The sequence below is a fragment of the Streptodolium elevatio genome, assembly GCF_053592165.1.
The window spans coordinates 21,001-42,753 of the sequence record NZ_JBSFVE010000026.1 but is presented as its reverse complement, the minus strand read 5'-3'; the positions used below and the strand labels follow the sequence as shown (position 1 = coordinate 42,753).

The 21,753-nt window shown below is 68.0% G+C and carries 15 protein-coding genes and 1 pseudogene; 7 read left to right on the top strand and 9 right to left on the bottom strand.

Annotation, left to right across the window (positions count from 1 at the left end):
• Window positions 1–13 precede the first annotated feature (13 nt).
• Together galE and galT are read right to left on the bottom strand one after the other, a co-directional pair.
• Window positions 14–1,006, bottom strand: a complete 993-nt coding sequence (gene galE, locus ACWD12_RS34425; RefSeq protein ID WP_450102879.1) for a UDP-glucose 4-epimerase GalE — start codon at window positions 1,004–1,006, stop codon at window positions 14–16.
• Window positions 1,003–2,079: a galactose-1-phosphate uridylyltransferase gene (gene galT, locus ACWD12_RS34420; RefSeq protein ID WP_450102878.1), complete on the bottom strand. Its 1,077-nt coding sequence runs from the start codon at window positions 2,077–2,079 to the stop codon at window positions 1,003–1,005. Before galT ends, galE begins: the two co-directional genes overlap by 4 nt.
• Before the next feature lie 532 nt (window positions 2,080–2,611).
• On the opposite strand from galT, the gene ACWD12_RS34415 reads away from it, so the two are divergent.
• Both ACWD12_RS34415 and ACWD12_RS34410 read left to right on the top strand, forming a co-directional pair.
• On the top strand, window positions 2,612–3,058 hold the full coding sequence (locus ACWD12_RS34415) for a nitroreductase family deazaflavin-dependent oxidoreductase (RefSeq protein ID WP_450102877.1): 447 nt from the start codon (window positions 2,612–2,614) through the stop codon (window positions 3,056–3,058).
• 80 nt (window positions 3,059–3,138) lie between these two features.
• Window positions 3,139–4,182 (top strand): LLM class F420-dependent oxidoreductase, encoded by a 1,044-nt coding sequence (locus ACWD12_RS34410; protein WP_450102937.1) that lies wholly within the window; start codon window positions 3,139–3,141, stop codon window positions 4,180–4,182.
• 90 nt (window positions 4,183–4,272) lie between these two features.
• Here the strand turns inward: ACWD12_RS34410 and ACWD12_RS34405 are convergent, their stop codons facing one another.
• Window positions 4,273–5,703, bottom strand: coding sequence for an ABC transporter substrate-binding protein (locus ACWD12_RS34405; RefSeq protein WP_450102876.1), 1,431 nt, complete (start codon window positions 5,701–5,703; stop codon window positions 4,273–4,275).
• A 763-nt stretch (window positions 5,704–6,466) separates the two neighbouring features.
• Here ACWD12_RS34405 and ACWD12_RS34400 point away from each other — a divergent pair.
• The 5 genes and pseudogenes from ACWD12_RS34400 (at window position 6,467) to ACWD12_RS34380 (ending at window position 10,898) form a co-directional block, all read left to right on the top strand.
• Window positions 6,467–8,221 (top strand): cholesterol oxidase substrate-binding domain-containing protein, encoded by a 1,755-nt coding sequence (locus tag ACWD12_RS34400; protein ID WP_450102875.1) that lies wholly within the window; start codon window positions 6,467–6,469, stop codon window positions 8,219–8,221.
• Window positions 8,222–8,515: 294 nt separating this feature from the next.
• Entirely contained in the window at window positions 8,516–9,562 is a 1,047-nt protein-coding gene (locus ACWD12_RS34395) for a hypothetical protein (RefSeq protein ID WP_450102874.1), read from the top strand.
• 1 nt (window position 9,563) lies between these two features.
• A pseudogene (locus ACWD12_RS34390) lies at window positions 9,564–9,947 on the top strand (DUF5060 domain-containing protein); the annotation flags it as partial.
• A 154-nt stretch (window positions 9,948–10,101) separates the two neighbouring features.
• Window positions 10,102–10,686, top strand: coding sequence for a hypothetical protein (locus ACWD12_RS34385; protein ID WP_450102939.1), 585 nt, complete (start codon window positions 10,102–10,104; stop codon window positions 10,684–10,686).
• Window positions 10,602–10,898, top strand: a complete 297-nt coding sequence (locus ACWD12_RS34380; protein WP_450102936.1) for a DUF5605 domain-containing protein — start codon at window positions 10,602–10,604, stop codon at window positions 10,896–10,898. Before ACWD12_RS34385 ends, ACWD12_RS34380 begins: the two co-directional genes overlap by 85 nt.
• A gap of 114 nt (window positions 10,899–11,012) precedes the next feature.
• Here ACWD12_RS34380 and ACWD12_RS34375 read toward each other — a convergent pair whose 3' ends face one another.
• The 6 genes from ACWD12_RS34375 to ACWD12_RS34350 all read right to left on the bottom strand — a co-directional run bounded on the left by ACWD12_RS34375 (window position 11,013) and on the right by ACWD12_RS34350 (window position 21,354).
• The gene (locus ACWD12_RS34375; protein WP_450102873.1) at window positions 11,013–11,465 is read right to left on the bottom strand and encodes a fibronectin type III-like domain-contianing protein; all 453 of its coding nucleotides are present in this window, start codon (window positions 11,463–11,465) and stop codon (window positions 11,013–11,015) included.
• The gene (locus ACWD12_RS34370) at window positions 11,380–11,964 is read right to left on the bottom strand and encodes a glycoside hydrolase family 3 protein (RefSeq protein ID WP_450102935.1); all 585 of its coding nucleotides are present in this window, start codon (window positions 11,962–11,964) and stop codon (window positions 11,380–11,382) included. Before ACWD12_RS34370 ends, ACWD12_RS34375 begins: the two co-directional genes overlap by 86 nt.
• Before the next feature lie 145 nt (window positions 11,965–12,109).
• Window positions 12,110–14,764 carry a beta-glucosidase gene (locus ACWD12_RS34365; protein ID WP_450102872.1) on the bottom strand — a complete coding sequence of 885 codons (2,655 nt, stop codon included), beginning with the start codon at window positions 14,762–14,764 and terminating at the stop codon, window positions 12,110–12,112.
• A 103-nt stretch (window positions 14,765–14,867) separates the two neighbouring features.
• Complete coding sequence (locus tag ACWD12_RS34360) at window positions 14,868–16,172, bottom strand: ABC transporter substrate-binding protein (protein WP_450102871.1); 1,305 nt, start codon at window positions 16,170–16,172, stop codon at window positions 14,868–14,870.
• 77 nt (window positions 16,173–16,249) lie between these two features.
• Window positions 16,250–19,114, bottom strand: a complete 2,865-nt coding sequence (locus ACWD12_RS34355) for an ABC transporter permease subunit (protein WP_450102870.1) — start codon at window positions 19,112–19,114, stop codon at window positions 16,250–16,252.
• A gap of 5 nt (window positions 19,115–19,119) precedes the next feature.
• Entirely contained in the window at window positions 19,120–21,354 is a 2,235-nt protein-coding gene (locus ACWD12_RS34350) for an MFS transporter (RefSeq protein WP_450102869.1), read from the bottom strand.
• Window positions 21,355–21,753 lie beyond the last annotated feature (399 nt).

The window sequence follows — 21,753 nt, the reverse complement described above, 5'->3', positions numbered from 1 at the left end:
TTCGCGGGGCCGTTCACGGTGCCTCCGGGCGTTGCGTCGCGGCGCCCCGGGCGTGCGAGGAACCGTGGAACAGCCAGGCGTCGGTGATGACGGTCGTCAGGTCGGGGTGCTGTGGCTTCCAGCCCAGTCGCTCGTGCGCGCGGTCCGAGGACGCAACCAGGACTGCCGGGTCACCGGCTCGACGCGGTGCTTCCAGCGCGGGAATCGGGTGCCCGGTGACCCGCCGGGCGGTGTCGACGACCTCGCGTACCGAGAACCCGATGCCGTTGCCGAGGTTGCAGACCAGGTGTTCGCCCGGCGTGGCGGCAGTCAGCGCCAGCAGGTGTGCGCGTGCGAGGTCCTCGACGTGGATGTAGTCCCGCACGCATGTGCCGTCGTCGGTAGGCCAGTCGGTCCCGAATACCGACACGGCCTCACGGTGGCCCTGTGCCACCTCCAGGACCAGCGGGATCAGATGCGTTTCCCGCTCGTGCCGTTCACCGAGTCCCCGGTACGCGCCCGCGACATTGAAGTAGCGCAGTGACACCCCGCCGAACCCATAGGCTCGCGTGTACGTTTCGATCATCAGGTCGACCGCGAGCTTCGACGCCCCGTACGGGTTCGTCGGCCGTGTCACCGCGTCCTCGACAATCGGCACAGCCTGCGGATCCCCGTATACGGCCGCCGTCGACGAGAACACGAACCGCGGTACTCCGTGGCTGCGAACGGCGTCCAGCAGCGCCAAGGACCCGCCGACGTTGGCGCGCCAGTACGAAGCGGGATCGCCCACCGATTCGCCGACCAACGACTTTGCGGCGAAGTGCAGTACGCCGTCGTAGGCGGTCTCGGCGAGCACCCGTCCCGCCTCGGTGACGTCTCCCGCGACGAACCCTGCGCCCGCCGGGACCGCGTCGCGGTGTCCGGTGGACAGATCGTCGAGCACCGTCACTTCGTGTCCGGCCTCGATCAGCACTGCGGTGGTCACCGAGCCGACGTAGCCGGCTCCGCCGGTCACCAGGAGCCTCATGTGGAGGACACCGCCTCGCGGAGCATCGCGGCGGCTCTTTCCGGCGCGATGTCGTTGACGAAGACGTCCATGCCGGACTCCGATCCCGCGAGGTACTTGAGCTTGCCCGGGGCGCGCCGGGACGAGAAGAGTTCGAGGTGGAGCCGGGCCAGCTCCCGGTCGACCCGCACGGGCGCCTGGTGCCAGGCGGCGATGTAGGGCATGGGGACGCCGTAGACGGCGTCGAGGCGGCGCAGCACGTCGAGGTAGACGCGGGCGAAGTCGTCGCGTTCGGCGTCGTCGAGCGCGGGGAGGTCGGGGACGTGCCGGTTCGGGTACAGGTGCACCTCGAACGGCCAGTGCGCGGCCGCCGGCACGAAGGCGGTCCAGTGCTCGGTTGCGGCGACGATCCGCTCGCCAGAGGCCGTCTCGGCCTCCAGGATCTCGACGTAGAGGTCCCGGCCGGTGCGCGCCCAGTGTGCGCGGACGTTGCCGAGGACGGCCCGGGTACGCGGGGTGACGAACGGGTAGCCGTAGACTTGGCCGTGCGGGTGAGCCAGCGTGACGCCGATCTCGGCACCACGGTTTTCGAACACGAACACCTGCTCGATGTCCGGGAGTTCGGTGAGCGCGGCGGTGCGTTCGGCCCAGGCGTCCACGACGGTGCGAACCCGTTCGGAGGTCAGGTCGGCGAACGACGCGGTGTGGTCGCTCGTGAAGCAGACCACCTCGCACCGACCGCGCCCGGCTCGGCGACCCGGCTGTTCCGGAAAGTCGGCGGCGTCCGAGGTAAACGAGGGGAAACGGTTCTCGAAGACCGCGACGTCGTACGCGAACGCCGGTATCTCGGTCGCCCGGTCGGCCGTGGACGGGCACAGCGGGCACTGGTCGTCGCTGGGCAGGTGGGTGCGGCTCTGTCGGTGCGCGGCGATGACCACCCATTCGTCGCGCAGTGCGTCGTACCGCAGTTCGGAAGCCGTGTGCACGTCCGGCAGGTCACGCCGATCGGCCGGCACACCTTCGGGCGGAGCGGCCTTGTCGAAGTAGTAGAAGAGTTCCCGGCCGTCCGCCAGACGGGCATCGATACGTTCCATGTCGCTTCCCTGGGTCTTCCTCGAGTACCTGCGTCCGGCTCGTCGGTACGGCAGTTCCCACCACGCCTGCCGCTTCGTCGTTCCGTCCACTTCGGCCGCCGCCTCCGCGAACCTGGGCGGCGAAGACACACCCTATGTAGGGCGAGAGGCGGGTCTGGACGAGGCGGGTCGGCACCCGGCCCTCACACGGCAGCTCGGGCCTGCACGCGCCAGGGTTCCGGACCGGGCGGGCCGCGGAGACGTGCCCTGTGACCCATGGCAGTGACCCGCCCCCGAAGAGCCATATCCGGAAAGTAGCGCGCGCTACTTCAGCGCACACTACCTACGGCAGGCAGCCTGCGCAAGTGTCGGAACGGCGTCGACAGAGCCCACGGAAGCACGGCCTTGCGCGCCCCTCGGATGCCGCCAGACGCACGCGGTATCCCGGGCCAGGTAAATAGTAGATCCCATACGCTAAATTGTCGGCGTCTGAAGGCGGTCGTCCTGCGAGCCCGGGCCGACCGTGGTGGATTCGAGCGTTGGGATACGTGCCATGCCGCTGGACGGAACGTACGAGCCGAGCACGCAGAAATGGGTCCGCGATCAGGTGGCCGCGTACGAGGAATCCGGCGGCGTCGAGGGGACGACATTCCGGGGTATGCCCGTCGTGGTATTGACCACCCGGGGGGCGAGGAGTGGCGTACTCCGCAAGACCCCGGTGATGCGCGTCGAGCGCAAGGGCAAATACGCCTTGGTCGCATCCCAGGGAGGTGCTCCCACCCACCCGCAGTGGTACCACAATCTGTCGGCGGATCCGCGGGTGGAACTTCAGGACGGGCCGCGGCGCCAGGACATGGTCGCCCGACAGGTGACCGGCGACGAGAAGCTGGCGTGGTGGGTGCTGGCGGTCCAGGCGTATCCGGACTACGCGGAGTACCAGGAGAAGACCGACCGCGACATTCCCGTCCTCGTGCTGGAGCCCGTGCCCGATGGCCACTGATGCGACGACCCACGCTGACACGCGGCTCGGCACGCGTCGAAGTGCTCGATCAAGTTGCTTGTGACCTCTAGGAGTTGACCGTGCGGTTGAGTACCACCCTGAAGTTCGCCGGCGACGCGGGCGCACTGCTTGACAGGGCTGTGGAATTCGAGGAAGCCGGGGTCGACGCGATATGGGTGACCGAGTCCTACGGGTTCGATTCGGTGGCCGTCCTCGGTGCGATTGCGGCGCGGACGAAGCGGGTCCAGGTGGGCCCGGGCGTGCTGAACGTTTTCTCCCGGACCCCGGCCCTGCTGGCACAAACGGCGGCGGGTCTTGACGCGGCCTCGGCGGGTCGTGCGGTGCTCGGGTTGGGCACGTCAGGACCCCAGGTCGTCGAAGGTTGGCACGGACTGGCCTATGACCGACCGCTCGCGCGCACGCGGGATGTGGTGGAGATCTGCCGGGCCGCGTGGCGTCGCGAAGTGGTGGTCCACAGCGGCGCCACCACGCGTGTGCCTCTTGGACCGCAGCAGGGGACCGGCCTCGCGAAGCCCTTGAAGATGCTCACCCGTCCGGTGCGCGACCGCATCCCCGTGTACCTGGCCGCGCTCGGGCCGAAGAACGTCGAGCTCACCGCCGAGGTCGCCGACGGCTGGCTCACGTTCCTCTTCGCGCCCGAGCGGATGCCGGAGGTGTGGGGCAAGTCGATGGACGCCGGACTGGCCCGCCGCCCGGCAGAGTTGGGACGGCTGGACATCGTCGCCGGCGGTGTGCTCGCCATCGGTGAGGACCACGCGGCCCTGCGGGACCTCGCCCGTCCGATGACGGCTCTGTATGTCGGCGGTATGGGCGCACGCGGTCAGAACTTCTACTACGCGCTCGTCTCCCGCTACGGCTTCGCCGACGCCGCCGACCGCATTCAGGACTTCTACCTCACCGGCCGCCGCGCCGAGGCCGAAGCCGCCGTCCCCGACGAACTCATCGACCTCATCCACCTCGTCGGGCCCGCCGACCATGTGGCGGGCCGTATCGAGGCCTACCGCAAGGCGGGCGTCACCACTCTCGATGTCACGCCGCAAGGCGCAGATCCCGTGGGAGACGTCCGCACTGTACGCGCCCTTCTTGACGCCGCAACCGACTGACCGCATGCTGCGCGTCCACCGCACGAGGCGGCCTTGGCCGGAAGGCCGTGCCGCCGTGGCGGCACGGCGGCATCCATGGGTCGGCGAGCTTCAGCGCCGCATACCGATGCGGTCGAAGAGCACCAGTCCGTCGTTGTACGCCTGGACGCCTGTCACGGCCGGGGCGAAGACGACGGTGCTGGCGGCTTCTTGGTAGACCCAGAAGGGCACATCCTCGTTGAGTCGGACCTGCACCCGGGTGTAGGCGACACGGCGGGTATCGGAGTCGGTGGCGAGGCGGCCTGCGGTCATCGCGGCAGTCACGTCAGCGTTCGAGTAGCCGCTGATGTTGGTGGGGCTGCCGGGGCGTAGGAAGTCGTAGAGCACCGGCTCCGGGTCGGTCATCCACATACCGGAGAGGGCCATGTCGAAGTCGTCGGACAGCAGGCGTCGGATGAGTGTGGGGGTGTCGACATCCTCGATCTGCATCTGCACGCCGGGAAAGCGTTGGACCTGCTGCTGGGTGTAAGAGGCCTGAGAGTCCTGACCTCCGCCCACGAGGAGGAAGGAGAAGCGGAAGGGACGGGTGCCGCCGCCGGTGATCGTGTCGAACGCCGCGCGGGCGGCCTCGGGATCGTTCTCGCGCGGCATGAGCTGATTGCTGGCGAGAGGTGACGTGCTGTCGAACACCCCCCGGGCGGGGGTGCCCAGGCCCTGGAAGAAGCGGCGATTCATCTCATCCGCGCTGAGGCTGTACACGACGGCTCGGCGGGCCGCGGGGTTGTCGAAGGGGGGCCTGCGGGTGTTGAAGACAAGCAGGAGGCCACCGCCGAGTTGGAGACGGACGACACCGAGCTCCAGGTCAGCTGCTTCTTTCGCCTGTGCGGGGTCGCTGAACGAGACAAGGTCGGCATCCTTGGCCGCCACCATGCTCGGCGGAGTCCTTCCTGCCGCGGGCACGCGTATGTCGATCCCGTCGAGGTACGGGCGGCCCGCCTGCCAATAGTTCGGGTTCCTGCGCAGCGTCAGCCGTTGTCCGGGTACGCGTTCGGCGAGGACGAAGGGTCCTGCGCCGACAGGGTGCTCGCGAAGGGACGCCAGATCGGTGAGCGCACGCGGTGACGCGATATAAGCCAGGTTGTTCGCCACGGCACGATCGAAGTGCCGGTTCGGACTGGGAAGTTCGATGTCCAGGCGGAGGGGGTCGACGACGGTGAGCCTGAGTCCGGCGGCCACGACCGCTCCGGCGGATCCGGTTGCGGGATCCGCGTGAGCCTGCCAGTTCGCCTTGACGGCCGCGGCGTCGAACAACTGCCCGTCGGAAAACGTCACCCCTGTTCGGACTATGAGCGTCCACGTGCGGGCGTCGTGATCGGGCGTGAGGGACTCGGCAATGTGCGGCCGAATGGTTCCTGTGGAGGGGTCCGACCAGACAAGGGGGTCATAGAGCGCGGAGAGTACGTTCCCGTAGGCGACGGCGTATGCGGGTGTGGTGAACGGGTCCAAAGACGGCGGATCAGCCGGAACCGACAGCTTGAGCACCCCTCCCTGCCGAGGAGTTGAAAGCGCGTCAGGCCCAGGCCGCGCGTCGGAACCGCAGGCTGTCGTGACGAGTAGAGCCGCGATGACGGCGAGGCCACGCAAGCGGCGGCCGCGTGGGGAAGGAAGCAAGGAACGGATCACGGTTCGCCTGCCAAGGACGGGTCGGGGGTCTACGCGTCGACAACTCCCGAGCGAATGATTGATGCCGCGCGCGTCCAGGTCGACACACAGACCGGGATGGCTGCGACAGGTGCGCGGTCGGCGATGCCGACCACTCTGGGGGCCGGAGTTTAGTCGGGGCGGTCGGCATTGATTGCTTCAAGCTTTTAGTGTATGCATTACGAATTTTTGTCGGCCGCCAGGTGCGGATGCGGGGCGGGCTGGATGGTTGGCGGTGAACCCGCGGAAAATCGACACGTGTCACCAGGGTCGGCGCCCTTGACTTGTCGAATCGACGGGCGCAACCTACTCCGTGAGTAGCACGCGCTACCGAAATATCTCGGTCGCGCCGGCACCGCAGGCGGCCCATGCGCTCGTTCGTCCGTGCACGCCAATGTCGCCGAACACGCGTACGTCCCCGTGCACTTCACGAGAACTGCCGGTCTTCAAGCCCGCACCTCCTGTTCCTGAACCGCCCGCTCCGTGCGACCCGCGGGGCGGTACGTCCTGTCGCACGAACCGGAACCGGATCATGAAGTTCCACTTCCTTGATCGCCTTTCGCCTCGCGATCCGGGCCGGTAACCAGCAAGGGAGAGGAACGCCATGACTGACCAAATCAATGCCGCGAGCGACAGCGCCGCCGGACCAGGACGGCGGACGATACTCGGCGGCCTTGTCGGAGCCGCTGCCCTGACCGCACTTCAGTGGACACCGGCATTCCGCGTCGAGGCCGCCGATGCCGCGGTCCCGGCGCCGCCCGGACTCCCTTCGGGGATCACCGCGTACCTCCAGGGCTACCGCAACTGGTCCGGCGAGACGCGGGTCGACGACGTGTGGACCTGTGCCCCCGCGACGCCCGGCGGCGTCGTCGCTCTCGCCAACTGGGCCCGCGCGCAAGGGTGGAAGCTGCGGGCGAAGGGCTTCAGCCACAATTGGTCTCCGTTGACGATCCAGTCGGGCGCCCCGACGAACATCCTCCTGCTCGACACCACGCAGCACCTGAAGAGTGTCACCGTGAACGCAGGGAACCCCGCCAGTGTCACGGCACAGACCGGCGTGTCGATGATCGCCCTGCTGCAAGCGCTGGAGAATTCCGGGTACGGTGTCACGGCCACACCCGCCCCCGGAGACCTGAGCCTCGGCGGGGTGCTCGCCATCGACGGGCACGGCACCGCGGTGCCCAAGACCGGTGAAACCTTGACCCCCGGCCATACGTTCGGGACGCTGAGCAACCTGATCGTGTCACTGACAGCCGTGGTGTGGGATTCCGCGACGAGTCAGTACAAGTTGCGCACCTTCCAACGCAACGACCCGGCGATCGCACCACTCCTGGTCAACCTCGGCCGCGGCTTCGTCACCGAGGTGACCCTGCGCGTGGGCGCCAACAAGCGTCTCCGCTGCCAGAGTTGGATCAACATCAGCGCCACCGACATGTTCGCCCCGCCCACGACCGCCGGCAGCAACTCCTTCGCCTCGCACGTCAACCGCACCGGTCGCGTCGAGGCGATCTGGTTCCCGTTCACCGACAATCCGTGGCTCAAGGTCTGGTCCGTCGCTCCGGGCAAGCCGCTGTTCGCCAAGCAGGTCGACGCGCCGTACAACTACCCGTTCAGCGACTTCCTCTCCGAGGAGGCCGCCGACCTCCTCGGCCGAATCACCTCGGGCTCGGGCGACTTGACACCCACCTTCTGCCGGACGCAGAGCGGAGTGGTCAGTGCGGGGCTCATCGCCACGACGAGCTGGGACCTGTGGGGCTGGTCCAAGAACACCATGCTCTACGTCAAGCCCACCACGATGCGCGTGCACGCCAACGGGTACGCCGTGCTGACCAAGCGCGCCAACATCCAGAAGGTCGTCAGCGAGTTCTACACCTACTACAAGAGCGCTCTGGACGCGTACGCCGGCCAAGGTCGTTACCCCATGAACGGACCGCTCGAAATCCGCGTCACCGGCCTCGACAGCCCTGCCGACGCCCAGGTTTCCGGTGCCGTGCACCCCACCCTGTCCGCCGTCCGCACACGTGCGGATCATCCGGAGTGGGACGTCGCGGTGTGGCTCGATGTGCTCACCGTCCCCGGCACGCCGCACAGCCAGCAGTTCTACCGCGAGACAGAACAATGGGTGTTCGCGAACTACTCGGGCGCATACGCGCAGGTGCGCCCTGAGTGGTCCAAGGGCTGGGGCTACAGCGGCACCGCGGCGTGGGCCGACGCCACGATGCTGTCGACCACCGTGCCGAACCAATACCGAACCGGTCAATCCGCCGGCAACAACTGGGACAGCGCCGTCACGCAGCTCAACCAGTACGACCCGCACAAGGTCTTCTCCAACGCGTTCCTCAACTCGCTGCTGGACTGATCGGCGGTCCCGAGACCACGGGGAACTCGTCTCGCCGTCCAGTCCTGACGCGCCGCCGGGTCCGCCGATCCCGGTGGGCGGCCGCGGCGGCCCGGGTTGTCCGGGCCGCCGCGGCCGCCATCCGGCAAAAAGTCCAGCCCATCTCTGATCATCATTTAGATAATGGCGTACACTAAATCGGCCGCAAGCATTCGCCGTGCAACACGCAGGCCCTGCTGCGCAGCCGATCAGCCGTGCCCCCTACGTGCCCGTCGGCCGTCGGTCTTCCAATAAGGCAACGCCAGGAGAGATCTGATGACCATTGATGTCCAGCACCTGAACGACGTGCTCCGGCCTGCCGCGCCGCCGCGGGTGGTCGAAGACCTGTACACCCAGGACCAATACGAGCGCATGCTCGCCGTGATCAAGCGGTACGGCCCGTGGCCCACGATCACCGCTCACCACTTCGACTCTGTCGAGGAACTCTTCGCCACGTCGAACGGAGGCGCGGTCGAGGGACTCAACCTCACCCTCGACGACGTCGCATCCGCGCACTTCCGCGGGTTCTTCGCGGAGAGCTCGGTCGCGTACCACCCGGAGCTGCACGACTGCTTCTACAACAACCGCTTCCTGCAACTGGCTCGCGAGTACTGGGGAGCACAGTACGCGCGGCCGACGATGATGCTGTTCAACCTCTGCGGGCCGCACCAGAGCGGGCTGACATCGCACCTCGACGCCGTCACGTTCCGCGGCGTCCGGTTCGAGAACTCTCCGATCTGGCTGCAGAACGTCATGGGCCGCTCCGGGCTGTTCACCGACCATCTGGTGAAGATGGCCCAGGTGATCACCTGGTGGTACCTGGGGGAGAACGGCACGTTCACGTACTGGCCCGACGGGCCCCTCGGCGAACCCAAGCGCCTCGAACACCCCTTGTGGAACAAGGGCGTTGTGGTGCAGAACGAGTCCATGTTCCACCGCGGCGATCCCGTCGGCCGCCCCGACGAACGCGACATCACCGGCCTCAAGCACCGCTCTCTGCTGGGGTACGACGCCGACCGTGACGACTGGGCGATCACCACCGACGGCGAGGTCATCCGCCGCTACCAGCCCAACGAGATGCGGCTGCTGGTGCACTGGAACGCCGAGGTCTACAGCGACCTCGACGAGGTCAAGAAGAGCATGGACCACTCCGACGACCTGACCCACGACATCGTCTTCGAACGCCTCCTCGCCGACATGCACGCCCGCGGAATGAACGTGGCCGAACCCTCGGACCCGCTGCACGACAAGGAGTTCATCCGCGCGCTGATCGCCGCCTACTCGATCAGCCCCACCACGGACTGGGCCACCCAGCCGGCCTGACATGCGCCCACGCTCGTCCCACCTGGTGGAACTCGTCGATCTGGGAGCTACCGGGTGGGACGGCTGGGGTTGCGGGTACGCCGTCCGATCGGCCGGAAGCCCCGCGAGTACGTGGTCCGTCGGCGGCGTCCTCGAATCCAGAAGCGTAGTGACTACACAAAATGATGGCCGAAGCGTTGGCGGCGGGCGGAAGGCATACCGGGTGAGCGTGCGACAGTGGGATCTCTATGAACTCGTTCTGGAGGGCCCCACTCGCGGCAACCCTTTCGTCGACGTGGACCTGTCCGCCCGCTTCACGCTCGGCGGGGAAAGCACCGAGGTCGCCGGGTTCTACGACGGTGAGGGAACGTATCGGGTGCGCTTCATGCCCGAGCACCAGGGGCTCTGGACGTACGAACCAGCCGGCAATGTCACGGACCTGAACGGACGTACGGGCCGGTTCGAATGCGTCGAACCAGGCGAGGGCAACCATCCCGAGCGTTACCCGTTCGAGGGCACGCCTCCGACGAACTGGGACTTCACCCGCTTCGACCCACCTGATGACTTTCCCCGGATTCGGCGTCAAGACGGAGCAGGACTTCGACCGCGCCCTCCAGGTAGTGCAGGACAACGACCCGTACGGCCACCTGAGGTCCATCCACAACTTCGGCACGTTCTACGACCACAACAAGCCCACGGTGACGCACGCCAGCATCCAGAAGGTCACCGCCGTCGAGGCGGCCGGGCGCGCGGTGCTGTACCGCGACGTCTACCGCAAGCCGATCGTCTCCGACGAGGTCAAGTACGAGGGCGACATCCCCGAGCGCTGGGGCTCCATCTCGGCCGAGGAGATGGTGCACCACTTCTGGCAGGGCGCTGTCGCCGGCGCTTACGTCAGCCACGGTGCAACCTACGCGCATCCCGACGACATCCTGTGGTGGGCCGAGGGCGGCGTGCTGCACGGTGAGAGCCCGGCCCGTATCCGCTTCCTCAAGGACGTCCTGGAGACCGCGCCGTCCGGCGGCTGGGCCCTCTTGCGTATGTCGAGAACCCCGACCACATTGCGGGTGCGTGGCCTGACTACTTCCTCGCGTACTTCGGGCGTGCAACGCCCGCGGAGTGGAGATTCGCCATCCCCTTCCTGATCACGGGCGCAGGAGTGCCACCGCCGATCACCGACGGCATGACGTTCCGCGTCGAGATCCTGGACACCTGGAACATGACCGTCACCCCGCTCGACACGCTGTACACCGCCGCAGTCGACGCCGAGAAGGCGATCGCGTACGCGGAGGGCGATGCGACGGTGAAGCTCCCCGCGGACCCGTACCCGGCTCTCCGCATCCAACGGGTGGTGTAGGAACGAAGCGTCAGGACCCGGGGGAAGTCGGGTCCTGACGCGGATTCCGTCGTCCATGCCGTGGCACCTGGGTGACCATGCGATCGGTCGTCGGGATCCGGCCCGGGGCGGTTGTCAGTGGGGCCGGATCTCCTCGGAGTTGCCCAGGAAACGGCCCGCCCGGGGGATCTCGGCGGTCTCGCCGGTGACGACCACGCTCGTGCGCGCGCGGACGTCCGCGGAACTGGAGCCCACCATGAGGTCGATGGTGCCGGGTTCGACGACGAGGCGGTCGGCGGGGTCGATGAGGGCCAGGGCGTTGACGGGGGCGGACAGCCGCACGCGGCGCGTTTCCCCGGCGGGCACCTGAGCGCGGGCGAAGGCCAGCAGTTGCCGGACCGGGCGGACGGTGGAGGCGACGACGTCGCGGGCGTAGAGCTGGACGACTTCCTCGGCCAGGCGGTCCCCGGTGTTGGTGATGTCCACGCGTACGGACAGGTTCTCACCCGCCCGAACTTCGGCGGCATCGGCCACCGCGTCGCCGTACGCGAATTCGGTGTACGTCAGGCCGTGTCCGAAGGGGAACAACGGACGGGACGGACCGTCGATGTACGTGGGTCCGTCGGCGCCGCCGGGCTTGTCGTATCCGCTGCCGGCCCGGCTGCCGTGGAAGATCGGGACCTGGCCGAGAGACGCGGGGAAGGTGACCGGAAGCCGCCCGGCGGGGGCGGTTTTTTTCCAGGACGTCCGCCACGGCCAAGCCCGCGGCTGGGCCCAGCAGCGGCGCCCAGAGCACGGCGTTCGCACAGCGGCTGACTCGGTCCAGAAGGAGTGGGCGCCCACTGGCGACGACCACGGCGGTGGGCACACCCATGGCGGCGACGGCTTCGACGAGGGCGTCCTGGTCGCCTGGTAGGCGCAGGTCCTGGCGGTCGACCTGTTCGCCTGCCGTGACGGGACCCACCCACCCGGTGCGTTCACCGACCACGACGATCGCGACATCCGTCCCGTAAGTGCCCCACGCCGTGCGGGGCGAGCTGGGGAGGCCCTTGGCGAGCGCTTCCGCGGGGTCGTCCGGGTTGCCCATGGCCAGGACGGCGAGTTGTTCGTACGCGGGTCCGCTCAGTTGGGCGACCTTTTCGTCCAACGACATCCGGCGCAGCAGATCGCCGACAGACTTGGGCATTGCTTTCGTCTCCTGTGGTGGTTGGTCGAAGGGCGCACAGGGGTGGTCACAGACGCCGATCAGCCTCGGGCACGACGCGTGTGCGCGCGAGAAGCTCGTCGAGCTGGGATTGCGGGAACTGGCCGCCACTGAACGCGACCATCTGAGTGAGTGTCAGCCCGTACGCGGGTTCGAGTAGGTCTTCGACATCCCCGTCGAAGCCCTCGAACATGGCTCGTAGAGCCTGGCCGCCGATGGGGTGCTCCAGCCATTCCAGGACGGTGTTGTCCTGGGTGATGGGCGTGCTGTGCGTGCCCGCCACCAGCGTCGCGGACTCCGTCCCTTCGCGAACGGACGCGAGCGCGGCCTCGCTGCCATCGACGCTGACGGTGCTGAACATCGCCCTGTCCGGCCCCGGCAGGTGGTCTTTGCCGATGAGGGTCACTCGACCGCGCAGGGGCGTGGCCGCAGATGACCCGCCGACGAAGAACCTGACCAGGCCCGGCTCGACGACCCAGCCCTCGTCCGCGTCCCACAGCGCGAACATGCTCGTGGGCACGTCGACGGTCACTCGGGTCGCCGCGCCGGCCGCGAGGGGGATCCTGCGGAAGGCGACCAGGACGCGGCGGCGCCTTGTCGTTCGCCCGATGACGTCCTGGCCGTACACCTGCACCACTTCGTCGCCGTCAACGTCACCGACATTTGCGACGGTGAACGAGAGCTGTATCGCGCCATCGGTCGATACCTCTGCGGACTCGACGGCCAGGTCCCGGTACTCGAAGTCGGTGTAACTCAGCCCGTGCCCGAACGGGAAGACGACCGGGGAGGCGGTATCGACGTAGGGGGTTGACCGCGCCGCCGCCCAGTACGGGAACGGCGCTGCTCCGGCGGAGCCCAAGAGCGCGATCGGCAGGCGACCCGCCGGGTTGACGTCGCCGAACAGCACGGATGCCACGGCGTTCCCGGCCTCCTCGCCGCCGAAGAAGGAACCGACGATGGCGGGTACGCGGTCGGCCATCCATCCGAGGACGTAGGGTCGGCCGTGGCTGAGGACCACGATCGTGGGTGTCCCGGTCGCGACGACGGCCTCGACGAGTTCGCGCTGCACGCCGGGCAGTGCACATTCGGCGCTGTCCAGGCCCTCGCCCACGGTGCCGAAGGCGTTGATGCCCGACTGGTCTCCCACCACGACCACGGCGACCTCCGCCGCGGAGGCCGCGCGGACCGCGGCGTCGAACCCCGAGCGGTCATCGGTCGCGATCTGGCACCCCGGTTCGTACGTCACCGTCGTCTCGTCGCCGGCGCGCCGACGGATCCCGTCCAGGAACGTCACGACGGGTACCGACTCGACGAGAAGCCCGGCTTCGTCCGCGCCGAGTTTGCCCGCGAACTCCTCGGCGTCCTCCGGTTTCGCCTCCGGGTCGGCGGCGAGGGCGAACCGCTTGGTCATGCTGTCGAGCACCTGGTAGCTGTAGTTCCCCAGCTGTCCCATCGGACGGTGCGCGTTCGGGCCGATGACGGCGATGGACTTCACCGACGCGGCAACGGGCAGCAGGCGCGAACCGTCGACCGGTCGGTTCTGCAGGAGGATGACCGCCTTCTCGGCGATCGTGCGGGCGAGCGCCCGTTCCTCGGCGGAATCGAACGTCTCGGGTACGGCGTCGAGATCGACGTAGGGACGTTCGAACAGGCCCAGGCGGAACTTGGCGCGCAGCACGTTGGCGACCGCGCGGTCCAGGTCGCCCTCGGAGAGAACGCCCGTGCGGACAGCCTCGATCACACGGTCGGACGAAACCTTGTTGTCCAGGTCCAAGTCGATGCCGGCACGGACCGCCTGGGCCACCGCCTGGAGGGTGCCCTCGGCGGTGCCGTGTTTGGTGTGCAGGTGTCCCACCGCGCCGAGGTCGGAGATGACGAGGCCGTCGAAGCCGAGCTCTTCGCGCAGCAGGCGGGTGAGGTGTGCCTTCGAACCGGTCACGGGGACGCCGTCGATGTCGTTGTACGACGGCATGACGCCCCGCGCGCCGCCCGCTCGGATGGCCATCTCGAAAGGCACCGAATGGATCTCCCGCAACTCACGCGGGCCGAGCTGCGCCGGTTGGGTGTTCCTGCCGCCCTCGCTCGCGCTGTAGCCGACGAAGTGCTTCAGCGTGGCCATGATCGGAAACTCGTCATCGGCGTTCTGGAGTCCCCGTACGTAGCCTGCGGCCATGGAGCCGACCAGGTAGGGGTCCTCACCGTACGTCTCCTCGACCCGTCCCCAGCGCGGGTCGCGGGCGACGTCGGCGAGCGGCGACAGGGCCTGGCGTACGCCGAGCCGTGCCATCTGGGTTCCGATGGTCCGGCCCATCTCCTCGACCAACTGCGGTTCCCAGGTGGCCGCTTGCGCGATGGCGTCGGGGAACGTCGTGGCGTCCCGGACCTTCAGGCCGATGAGTGCCTCTTCCGCGAGCAGCACGGGAATACCGAGACGTGTCTCCTCGACGTGCTTGCGCTGAAGCTCGTTTCCTCGGGCCGCAGCCTCACGAGGGGGGAGGCCGAGCGTGCACAATGCCGCAACAGCCCCGCCCCAGCCCGCGTCCGGTGGTGTGTGCACGTCGACGGCCGACCCGAAGGGCGCCGCCGTCTGGGCCGCCTTCTCCTCCAGCGTCATCCTGCCCAGGAGGTCCCGGACGCGTTCTTGCACAGGGAGGGACGCGTCACGGTAGGGGAGGTGGTCCATCGGGCTTCTCCTACTTCAGGGGCAAAGGCGTTGTGCGCGCGGGAGTCCGCCGGTGGTCGGCGGGCCCCCGCGCGTCGGTGCTTGCTCAGGCCGCCGTCCGAGATCAGCTGACCTTGGTGTCGAACTTCTGTGTGGCCGGGTTGAACTTGTACAGGTGAGGCGGCACGGCGCCGTGCGGAGTGTCGCGGGTGTAGGTGGCCGGGTCGACGTACGTCGGGACCTGGTAGGCCCCGAGGTTGAAGCCGGCGTTCTGGAACGTCTCGTAGTTGAGGTCCTTGCCGGCCTTGTCGGCGATGGCCTTGAACAGCCCCAGGTTCATGCAGGCGATGGACGCCGAGGAGCCCGGCGTGGGTTGGCCGCCGGGAACCGTCGCCGGGTCGACGAGCTTGCCCTTCAGTTCGGGAGCGGCCGCCTCGATCGTCGAGATGCAGTCCTTGATGGCAGGGTCGTCCCACTTGACGTCGAAGCCGAGGCCGACAGCGTCGTTCAGGGTGGTGAAGTCGTGCTTCGCCTTGTCGCCGACGTAGCCGTTGGCCTGGCCCACGTCGGTGAACAGCAGTCTGGGACGGTACTTGGTCTGTTCGAGGACCTGCGGGAAGGAGGCGCCCATGCTGCCGACGACCACGACGGTGTCCGCGCCGGAGGCCTGGAACTTCTGGATGAACACGCCGGTCTGCTGGCCCACGGCCGCGGGGTCCTGTGCCGGGGCGTCCAGGACGGCGGTCTCCACGGGCGTCACGCCGAGCTTCTGCAGGGCCGGGATGACGGTGTCCTTCATCACGGCCTGCTCGTTGATGTTGGAGATGACCGCGACCTTCTTGCCGGACAGGGCGTTGTTCGCGGCGAACTGGCTCATACCGTCGCCGAGTTCGTCGCCTCCGCGCCAGTAGGCAAACCACGGGGCCGCGGCCGTCGCGTAGCGTTTGGCGGTGAGCTGGCCGCCGATGGTCGCGGTCTTGTTGGTCTGCACGTAGCACAGCGGCTCGTCGCCGTAGAAGTTGCCGAGCGCGGCGAAGACCTTCTCGTCCCGGGTCATCTTGACACAGGTCTCCCCGGCGGCGGCCGGCGAGATGAGGTTGATCTTGCCGTAGACCGGGACGATCTTGCGGCCGTTGATGCCGCCGTTGTCGTTGATCTTCTTGATCAGCGCGTTGTACGCGACCTCGAAGTTCCCGTAGTCGAGGTTGACGTACTGCCGGACGCTTTCGACGTCGGGGTACGTGATGCCGAGCTTGATGGTGTCCGCGGTCACGCCCGGGGCGATCTTGGGTGCGGGCGGCGCGGCCGGGGCTCCGGACGGACTCGTGGCGTCGTCCTTCTTCTCCGCCGTGCAGCCGGTGACGACCAGCGCGGCGGCCGCGGCGAGGGCGAGCACGGCCCTGTGTCTGGCACGGTGCGCTGTGAACATGAGGCGTGGTCCGTTTCTGGTCATGGTGCGATGCGGCGCAAGGACGGAGAAGAGGTACGGGCTCGCGGGTGGCCGGGTCAGGCGGGCACGGTGGTGTCCGCAGGGGTCGGGCCGGGGCCGGGGGTGATCGGCGCGGTGCCGCTGCGTTCGATGGCGCGTTCGTCGGTGCCGAGGTAGCTGGCCACGACCTTGGGGTCGTCGCGTACTTCGTTCGGTGCTCCGGCGGCGATGATGCGGCCCGTTTCCAGGCAGTAGACGCGGTCGGAGATGCCCATGATCAACGGCATGTCGTGTTCGATGACGAGCATGGAAGCGCCGAGTTCACGGCGGATCTCCTGAATGAGGGGGCCGAAGGCCTCGGTCTCGCGCTGGGCGACACCGGCGGTGGGCTCGTCCAGGCACAGCATCCGTGCGTCGAGGGCCAGCAGGCCGGCGAGTTCGACGATACGGCGGGTGCCGGTGGACAGGTCGCCGATGAACGCGTCGGCGTAGCGGCCCAGTCCGAGGAAGCCGATCAGGTCGTCAGCTTCGGAGCGCTTGGCGCGCTCTCGCTTGAAGGTGTGCGGGAGGTGAAACGCGGTGGACAGCATTCCGGTTCGGCCGCGTGCTTCGAGGGCGATCTGCACGGTCTCGCGGACCGTCAGTTCCGGGAAGAGAGTCGCGGCTTGGAAGGTCCGGCCCAACCCCATCCGGGCCCGGGCGGCCGGAGCCCGCCCCGACACGTCCTTGCCGAGTAGTTCGACGCCGCCCTCGGCCGGGACGAACCCGCCCACGGCGTTCATCAGCGTGGACTTGCCCGCGCCGTTGGTGCCGATCAAGCCGACGATCTCGTTCGCCCGTACCTCGATGGTCACGCCGTCGACCGCCGCCCGGCCGCCGAACCGCACCTGGACGTTCGACGTGGCCAGGATCGGCTTGTCGTCCGGCAGTGGCTCGTGCTCGGACCGCGTGAGCACCATCGGCGGTGCGGTCGCGACCTTGACCGCCTGGGCGGGACCGAGCTTCGTGTCGGCCCACGCGAGGAGGGCGTCTCGTGCGCTGTAGCCGATCTGGACCAGGCCGCCGGGGAAATACAGCAGGAGGATCAAAAGGCCGAGGCTCGACGTCAACAGCGGCACCAGCTCGTTGCCCGGCATGAACGACGGCAGGCCGATGACCCACAGGGATCCGAGCACCGAGCCGGACACCGAGCCCAGGCCGCCGATCACCACGATCGACACCAGCGTCAGCGAGTCGGCACTGAGGAAGTACTTGTCGGCGTACGGCACCGTCTGCACGGCGCCCGCGAGCAGCGCGCCGCCCAACCCGGCGATACCGCCGGCAAGCGCGAACGTCTGGAGCTTCACGCGGGTGGCGCCCACGGTGTACGCCGCCGCCGTGGCCGGGTTGTCGCGTACGCCGATGGTGGTTCGTCCGATGCCGGACTTGCGGAGTCGCGCCACCACCAGCAACACGACAACAAGTACGACCAACACCATGTAGTAGTAAGCTCGTTGGCTCGATACATCGAGTCCGAAGACCGTGCTGCGTGGGAATGACGCGGTGGTCCGCCCCTCGTCGTGGAACACGTCGCGGCGGTACAGGTACTGCTCGGCGGCGACGGCGAACGCGAAAGTGCTGACCGCGAGCAGGAGTCCGCGTACACGCAGCGCGCCCGCGCCGACCAGCGCCGCGAGCCCCGCGGTGAACAAACAGGCCACCAGAACCGCTACCGGGAACACCAGTCCGCGGAAGCTGTACGTGGTGTCGCCGATGTCGATGCGCAACCCGCGGTTCAGGGACGCGGCCGTCAATGCGCCCAGGCCGGCGAACGCCATTTGCCCGAGGGAGAGCTGGCCTGCCCAGCCGGTCAGGATCGTCACCGACGCGGCGCAGATCGCGTACCCGAGGATCACCGTGTAGAGCAGATGCCGGGACGGCTGGGTCACCATCAGCGGGAGGACGATCGCGATCAGGCCCAGGACCAGAAACCCTCCGCGCTCCAGGTTCCGGACCCACCACACCCCGCGCAGCCGTGCGGGGACGGGCTTGACCTTTGGCGCGAACGAGAACGACGAAGCTTCGGTGTCCCGGCCGCGGCTGACGAAGAACACCGCGACCAGGACGATGACCAGGACGGTCATGTCGCTCAGGCCAGGTTGGTCGAGCCAGTTGAACTGCACGAAGGACTGGAGCAGACCGAGCCCGACACCTGCGAGCAGGGCGATGCGAAAGGAGACCATGCGGGCGATCACCGCCGCCGCGAGTGCGCGCAGCAAAGTGGTCGGTCCCAAAGTGGCTATCTGCGTGAGGGACTTGGTCTGCGCGGATATCAATATCAGGCACAGCGTGCCGAGCAGTCCCGCGATGGCCCAGACCGCGGTGGAAACGACCTTGGGACTGATGCCGTTCAAGCGCGCCAGTTCCGGATTGCCCGCGGAGGCCTTGACGGTCTTGCCCAGTACGGTGCCGCCGAGGAACCAACCCAGCACGATCGCCGCGATCGGCACCGTGACCAGGACGCTCAGCTGAGCGCCGCTGATCTGCAGGTCGTCGACCGGGGACCACGTGCCCGTCCAGGGCACCGGGTACGACTCCGTGGTGTAGTCGTCCAAATCCGGGTACGCGGTGACGACGGTGAGCGCGAGCTGCGCCACGCCGATGGTGGCGACCAGCACGATGACGCGCGGCGCCGTGAACAGCCTCCGTACGACGACCAGGTCGACGATCGCGCCGAACAGCGCCCCGACCGCCAGCGACACGATGAGAGCGAGCCAATACGGGACGTCCCAACGCACCACCAGGAGCGCGAAGAGCACCGAGCCGACCAGGCCCATGTTGGCGACCGCGAAGTTGATGACGCGGGTGGAGCGGTGGACAAGCACAATGCCCATCGCGAGGAGGCCGATCACCAGTCCAGTGACGGCGCCGTCGAACAGCAGTTGCAGCGTTGGCATTTCCATGCTGGTCAGCCGCCTTCCTTGCCGAGGAAGACCGCGCGGGCGAGGTCGTCGCGTTCGGCGAGTTCACGGGCGGGTCCGGTGAAGCGGACCTGGCCCTTCTCCAGGAACACCGCACGGTCGGCGATCGCGAGGGCGATGTTCAGCGACTGCTCGACGATGACGATGGTGAGCCCGTCGGCCTTGAGGCGTTCGATGGTCGCCAGGAGGTCCTGCACGACCACCGGCGCCAGCCCGAGCGAGAGTTCGTCGATCAGCAGCACCTCGGGTTCGTGCATCAACACCATCGCCAGCGCCAGCATCTGCTGCTGGCCACCGGACAACGACCCGGCCTGCTGCTTCTGCCGGTCGGCCAAGTCGGGGAAAAGGCCCAGGACGTAGGTGAACCGTTCGTCGCGATGTGCCGCGTCCTTCCGGAAGCGGAACGCGGCCATCTCCAGGTTCTCCCGGATGGTCATGTCCGGGAACACGCCCTTGCCGCCGGGCAGCAGGTGGATGCCGTACCGGCCGCGCTGCTCGGGGGCCACGTACGTGATCGTGCGGCCGTTCAACCGGACCACCCCGCGAGACGGGGTCCCGAGGCCGCAAATAGCTTTCAGAATGGTCGACTTGCCCGCGCCGTTGGTGCCCAGCAGGGCCAGCGTCTCGCCCCGTTTGACATCGAACTCGACGTCGAACAGCACCTGGACGTGGCCGTAGGAGAAGTCCACGTTGCGGACCTGGAGCACCGGAATGTTCTCCGGGTCCTCCAACTGCCGGTCGCGCTCCTCCAGTTCCTCACGGAGCTCCTGAACCACCAGCGACAGGTCGTTCTTGATGAAGTGCGAGCTGCGAACCAGCAGGTACCCGCCGACCAACGTGGAGGGAACGCCCACCACGAGCGTGGCCACGCGCGGGTCGTACGCATTGCTGATGAGCCCGGCGAGCAGAGCGCCGCCGGTGGCGCCGATGAAGAAGATGTAGATCGCCGACAGCGCCGCGCCCATGCCGCGCAGCCGGTAGGGGACCACCGACTGCAATACCGGGCCGACCATGGCGAAGGTGACCGACGACAGGATCGTGGCGGGGATTCCGGCGAGCATGAACGCCCAGCCGTTCGGCATGAACCACTGGATTGGCATGAGCACCGCACCGGGAAGGATCAGGAATCCCAGCAGCGCCATCGCGCGTGCCGGGTCGCGCCGGTAGAGGCGGTCGTACCAGGGGCCCGCGAACGGGAGCGCCACGAGCATAGATGCGCCGCCGATCGAGCCCATCAACCCACGCTCGAACGTGGACATGTGGAAGTGGTCCTCGGCCCACAGGTTCGCGAGCACCCCGCCGGAGAAGAGGCTGAACCCGAGGGCGGAGAACGCGATGATGGCGCCCCTGATCGAGCGGATCTGCATCAGCCGCGCGAACGCTGCCTCCATGGAGATCGGCATCGGCTTGGTGTCCTGGACGACCTCACCGAGCACCGACTTCATTTCGTACTGCCCGCGCGGTGGCTCCGGGAGCCGGAACGCCCAGACCGCGACGAGCAACGCGGGAAGTCCGAGGATGAGGAACGGCCAGCGCCATCCGTCGTCCCCGCCCGCCAGGGCGGCTATGCCGCCGACGGCGAGTGGGCTGAGCGCTCCCGCCGTTCTCGCGGCCCCGGCACTGAGCGTGGCCAGGCGTCCGCGGACCCCGATCGGGTAGGTGTCCGCGTTCATGGACCCGTGCACCGGGAGGGTGCTGGACTTCGCCACTCCGACGCCGAAGCGGGCCAGGAAGAAGAGGAATGCGTTGGCCGCCAAGCCGCATGCGAACACCATCGCGGCGAACGCGACACCCGCCCAGCCGACCACGCGACTGCGCCGACAGCGGTCCGCGAGCCAGCCCATGGGCAGCGCGCCGAGCACGAGGAACGCCCCGGACGCCGCGGAGATGAACACGATCGCGCCGTCGCTCATCCCGAACGCGTCCCGGATGTCTGGCGCGAGGACCCCCAGCGCGGCCGACTCCAACTCGTCCATCGACGCCAGTGCCGTCAAGGTGATGAACGTGGCCGACCCACCCGCGGCCAGACCCTGGCGAAGGGAGAGTTGCCTGTCGCCCACGCCGGGCAGCAGTTCGTCGGCGAACAGCACCTCACGCTGCGCCTCAGACTGGCGCTCTCGGCGTTCTGCCTCCGCATCGATGAGCCCGGCAGCCAGCCCCGCCGCCGACGTCGGCGCCTGCATGGCGTCGATGCCGGGCTCCGGCCTGGAGGGCGCGTTCATGAGCCTGGCCGTTCGGGCTGGAGCCGAAAGAGGATGCACTTCAGCATGGGAGTCTCCGCATGGGACGTTCTGAAGGTTCTGGCGTGGGTCGGCCGAGGGTCGAACCTGGCTTGGGCGCGCGGGACATGTCGCCTCGTCCGCGTATCGGCGCAAACCATGTGGAATCGCTTGGATGACGGCGTATTGCTCGGGCTTACATGTCGTGCGGGTTAACAAGGGAGTGTGTGGAGCGTAGCCGCAATGGGTTGCGCGCGCTACCAATCTGGCTTGAGGTTTTCGGGGAGTTCTGATCACGTGCGGCGGTCAGCCAGGTCAACGCGATGCGACGTTTGGGTGTGACAGGCCGCTGACCTGCGACGTTGCCTCATGGGTCGAGGCCGACCCGCCGGTGGCGCCCAG

Bases quoted from the DNA above. Each gene is read 5' to 3' on its own strand.
- galE (WP_450102879.1), bottom strand. From the start codon at position 1,006: ATGAGGCTCCTGGTGACCGGCGGAGCCGGCTACGTCGGCTCGGTGACC.
- galT (WP_450102878.1), bottom strand. From the start codon at position 2,079: ATGGAACGTATCGATGCCCGTCTGGCGGACGGCCGGGAACTCTTCTAC.
- ACWD12_RS34415 (WP_450102877.1), top strand. From the start codon at position 2,612: ATGCCGCTGGACGGAACGTACGAGCCGAGCACGCAGAAATGGGTCCGC.
- ACWD12_RS34400 (WP_450102875.1), top strand. From the start codon at position 6,467: ATGACTGACCAAATCAATGCCGCGAGCGACAGCGCCGCCGGACCAGGA.
- ACWD12_RS34395 (WP_450102874.1), top strand. From the start codon at position 8,516: ATGACCATTGATGTCCAGCACCTGAACGACGTGCTCCGGCCTGCCGCG.
- ACWD12_RS34385 (WP_450102939.1), top strand. From the start codon at position 10,102: ATGACTTTCCCCGGATTCGGCGTCAAGACGGAGCAGGACTTCGACCGC.
- ACWD12_RS34370 (WP_450102935.1), bottom strand. From the start codon at position 11,964: ATGGGCAACCCGGACGACCCCGCGGAAGCGCTCGCCAAGGGCCTCCCC.
- ACWD12_RS34365 (WP_450102872.1), bottom strand. From the start codon at position 14,764: ATGGACCACCTCCCCTACCGTGACGCGTCCCTCCCTGTGCAAGAACGC.
- ACWD12_RS34360 (WP_450102871.1), bottom strand. From the start codon at position 16,172: ATGTTCACAGCGCACCGTGCCAGACACAGGGCCGTGCTCGCCCTCGCC.
- ACWD12_RS34355 (WP_450102870.1), bottom strand. From the start codon at position 19,114: ATGGAAATGCCAACGCTGCAACTGCTGTTCGACGGCGCCGTCACTGGA.
- ACWD12_RS34350 (WP_450102869.1), bottom strand. From the start codon at position 21,354: ATGAACGCGCCCTCCAGGCCGGAGCCCGGCATCGACGCCATGCAGGCG.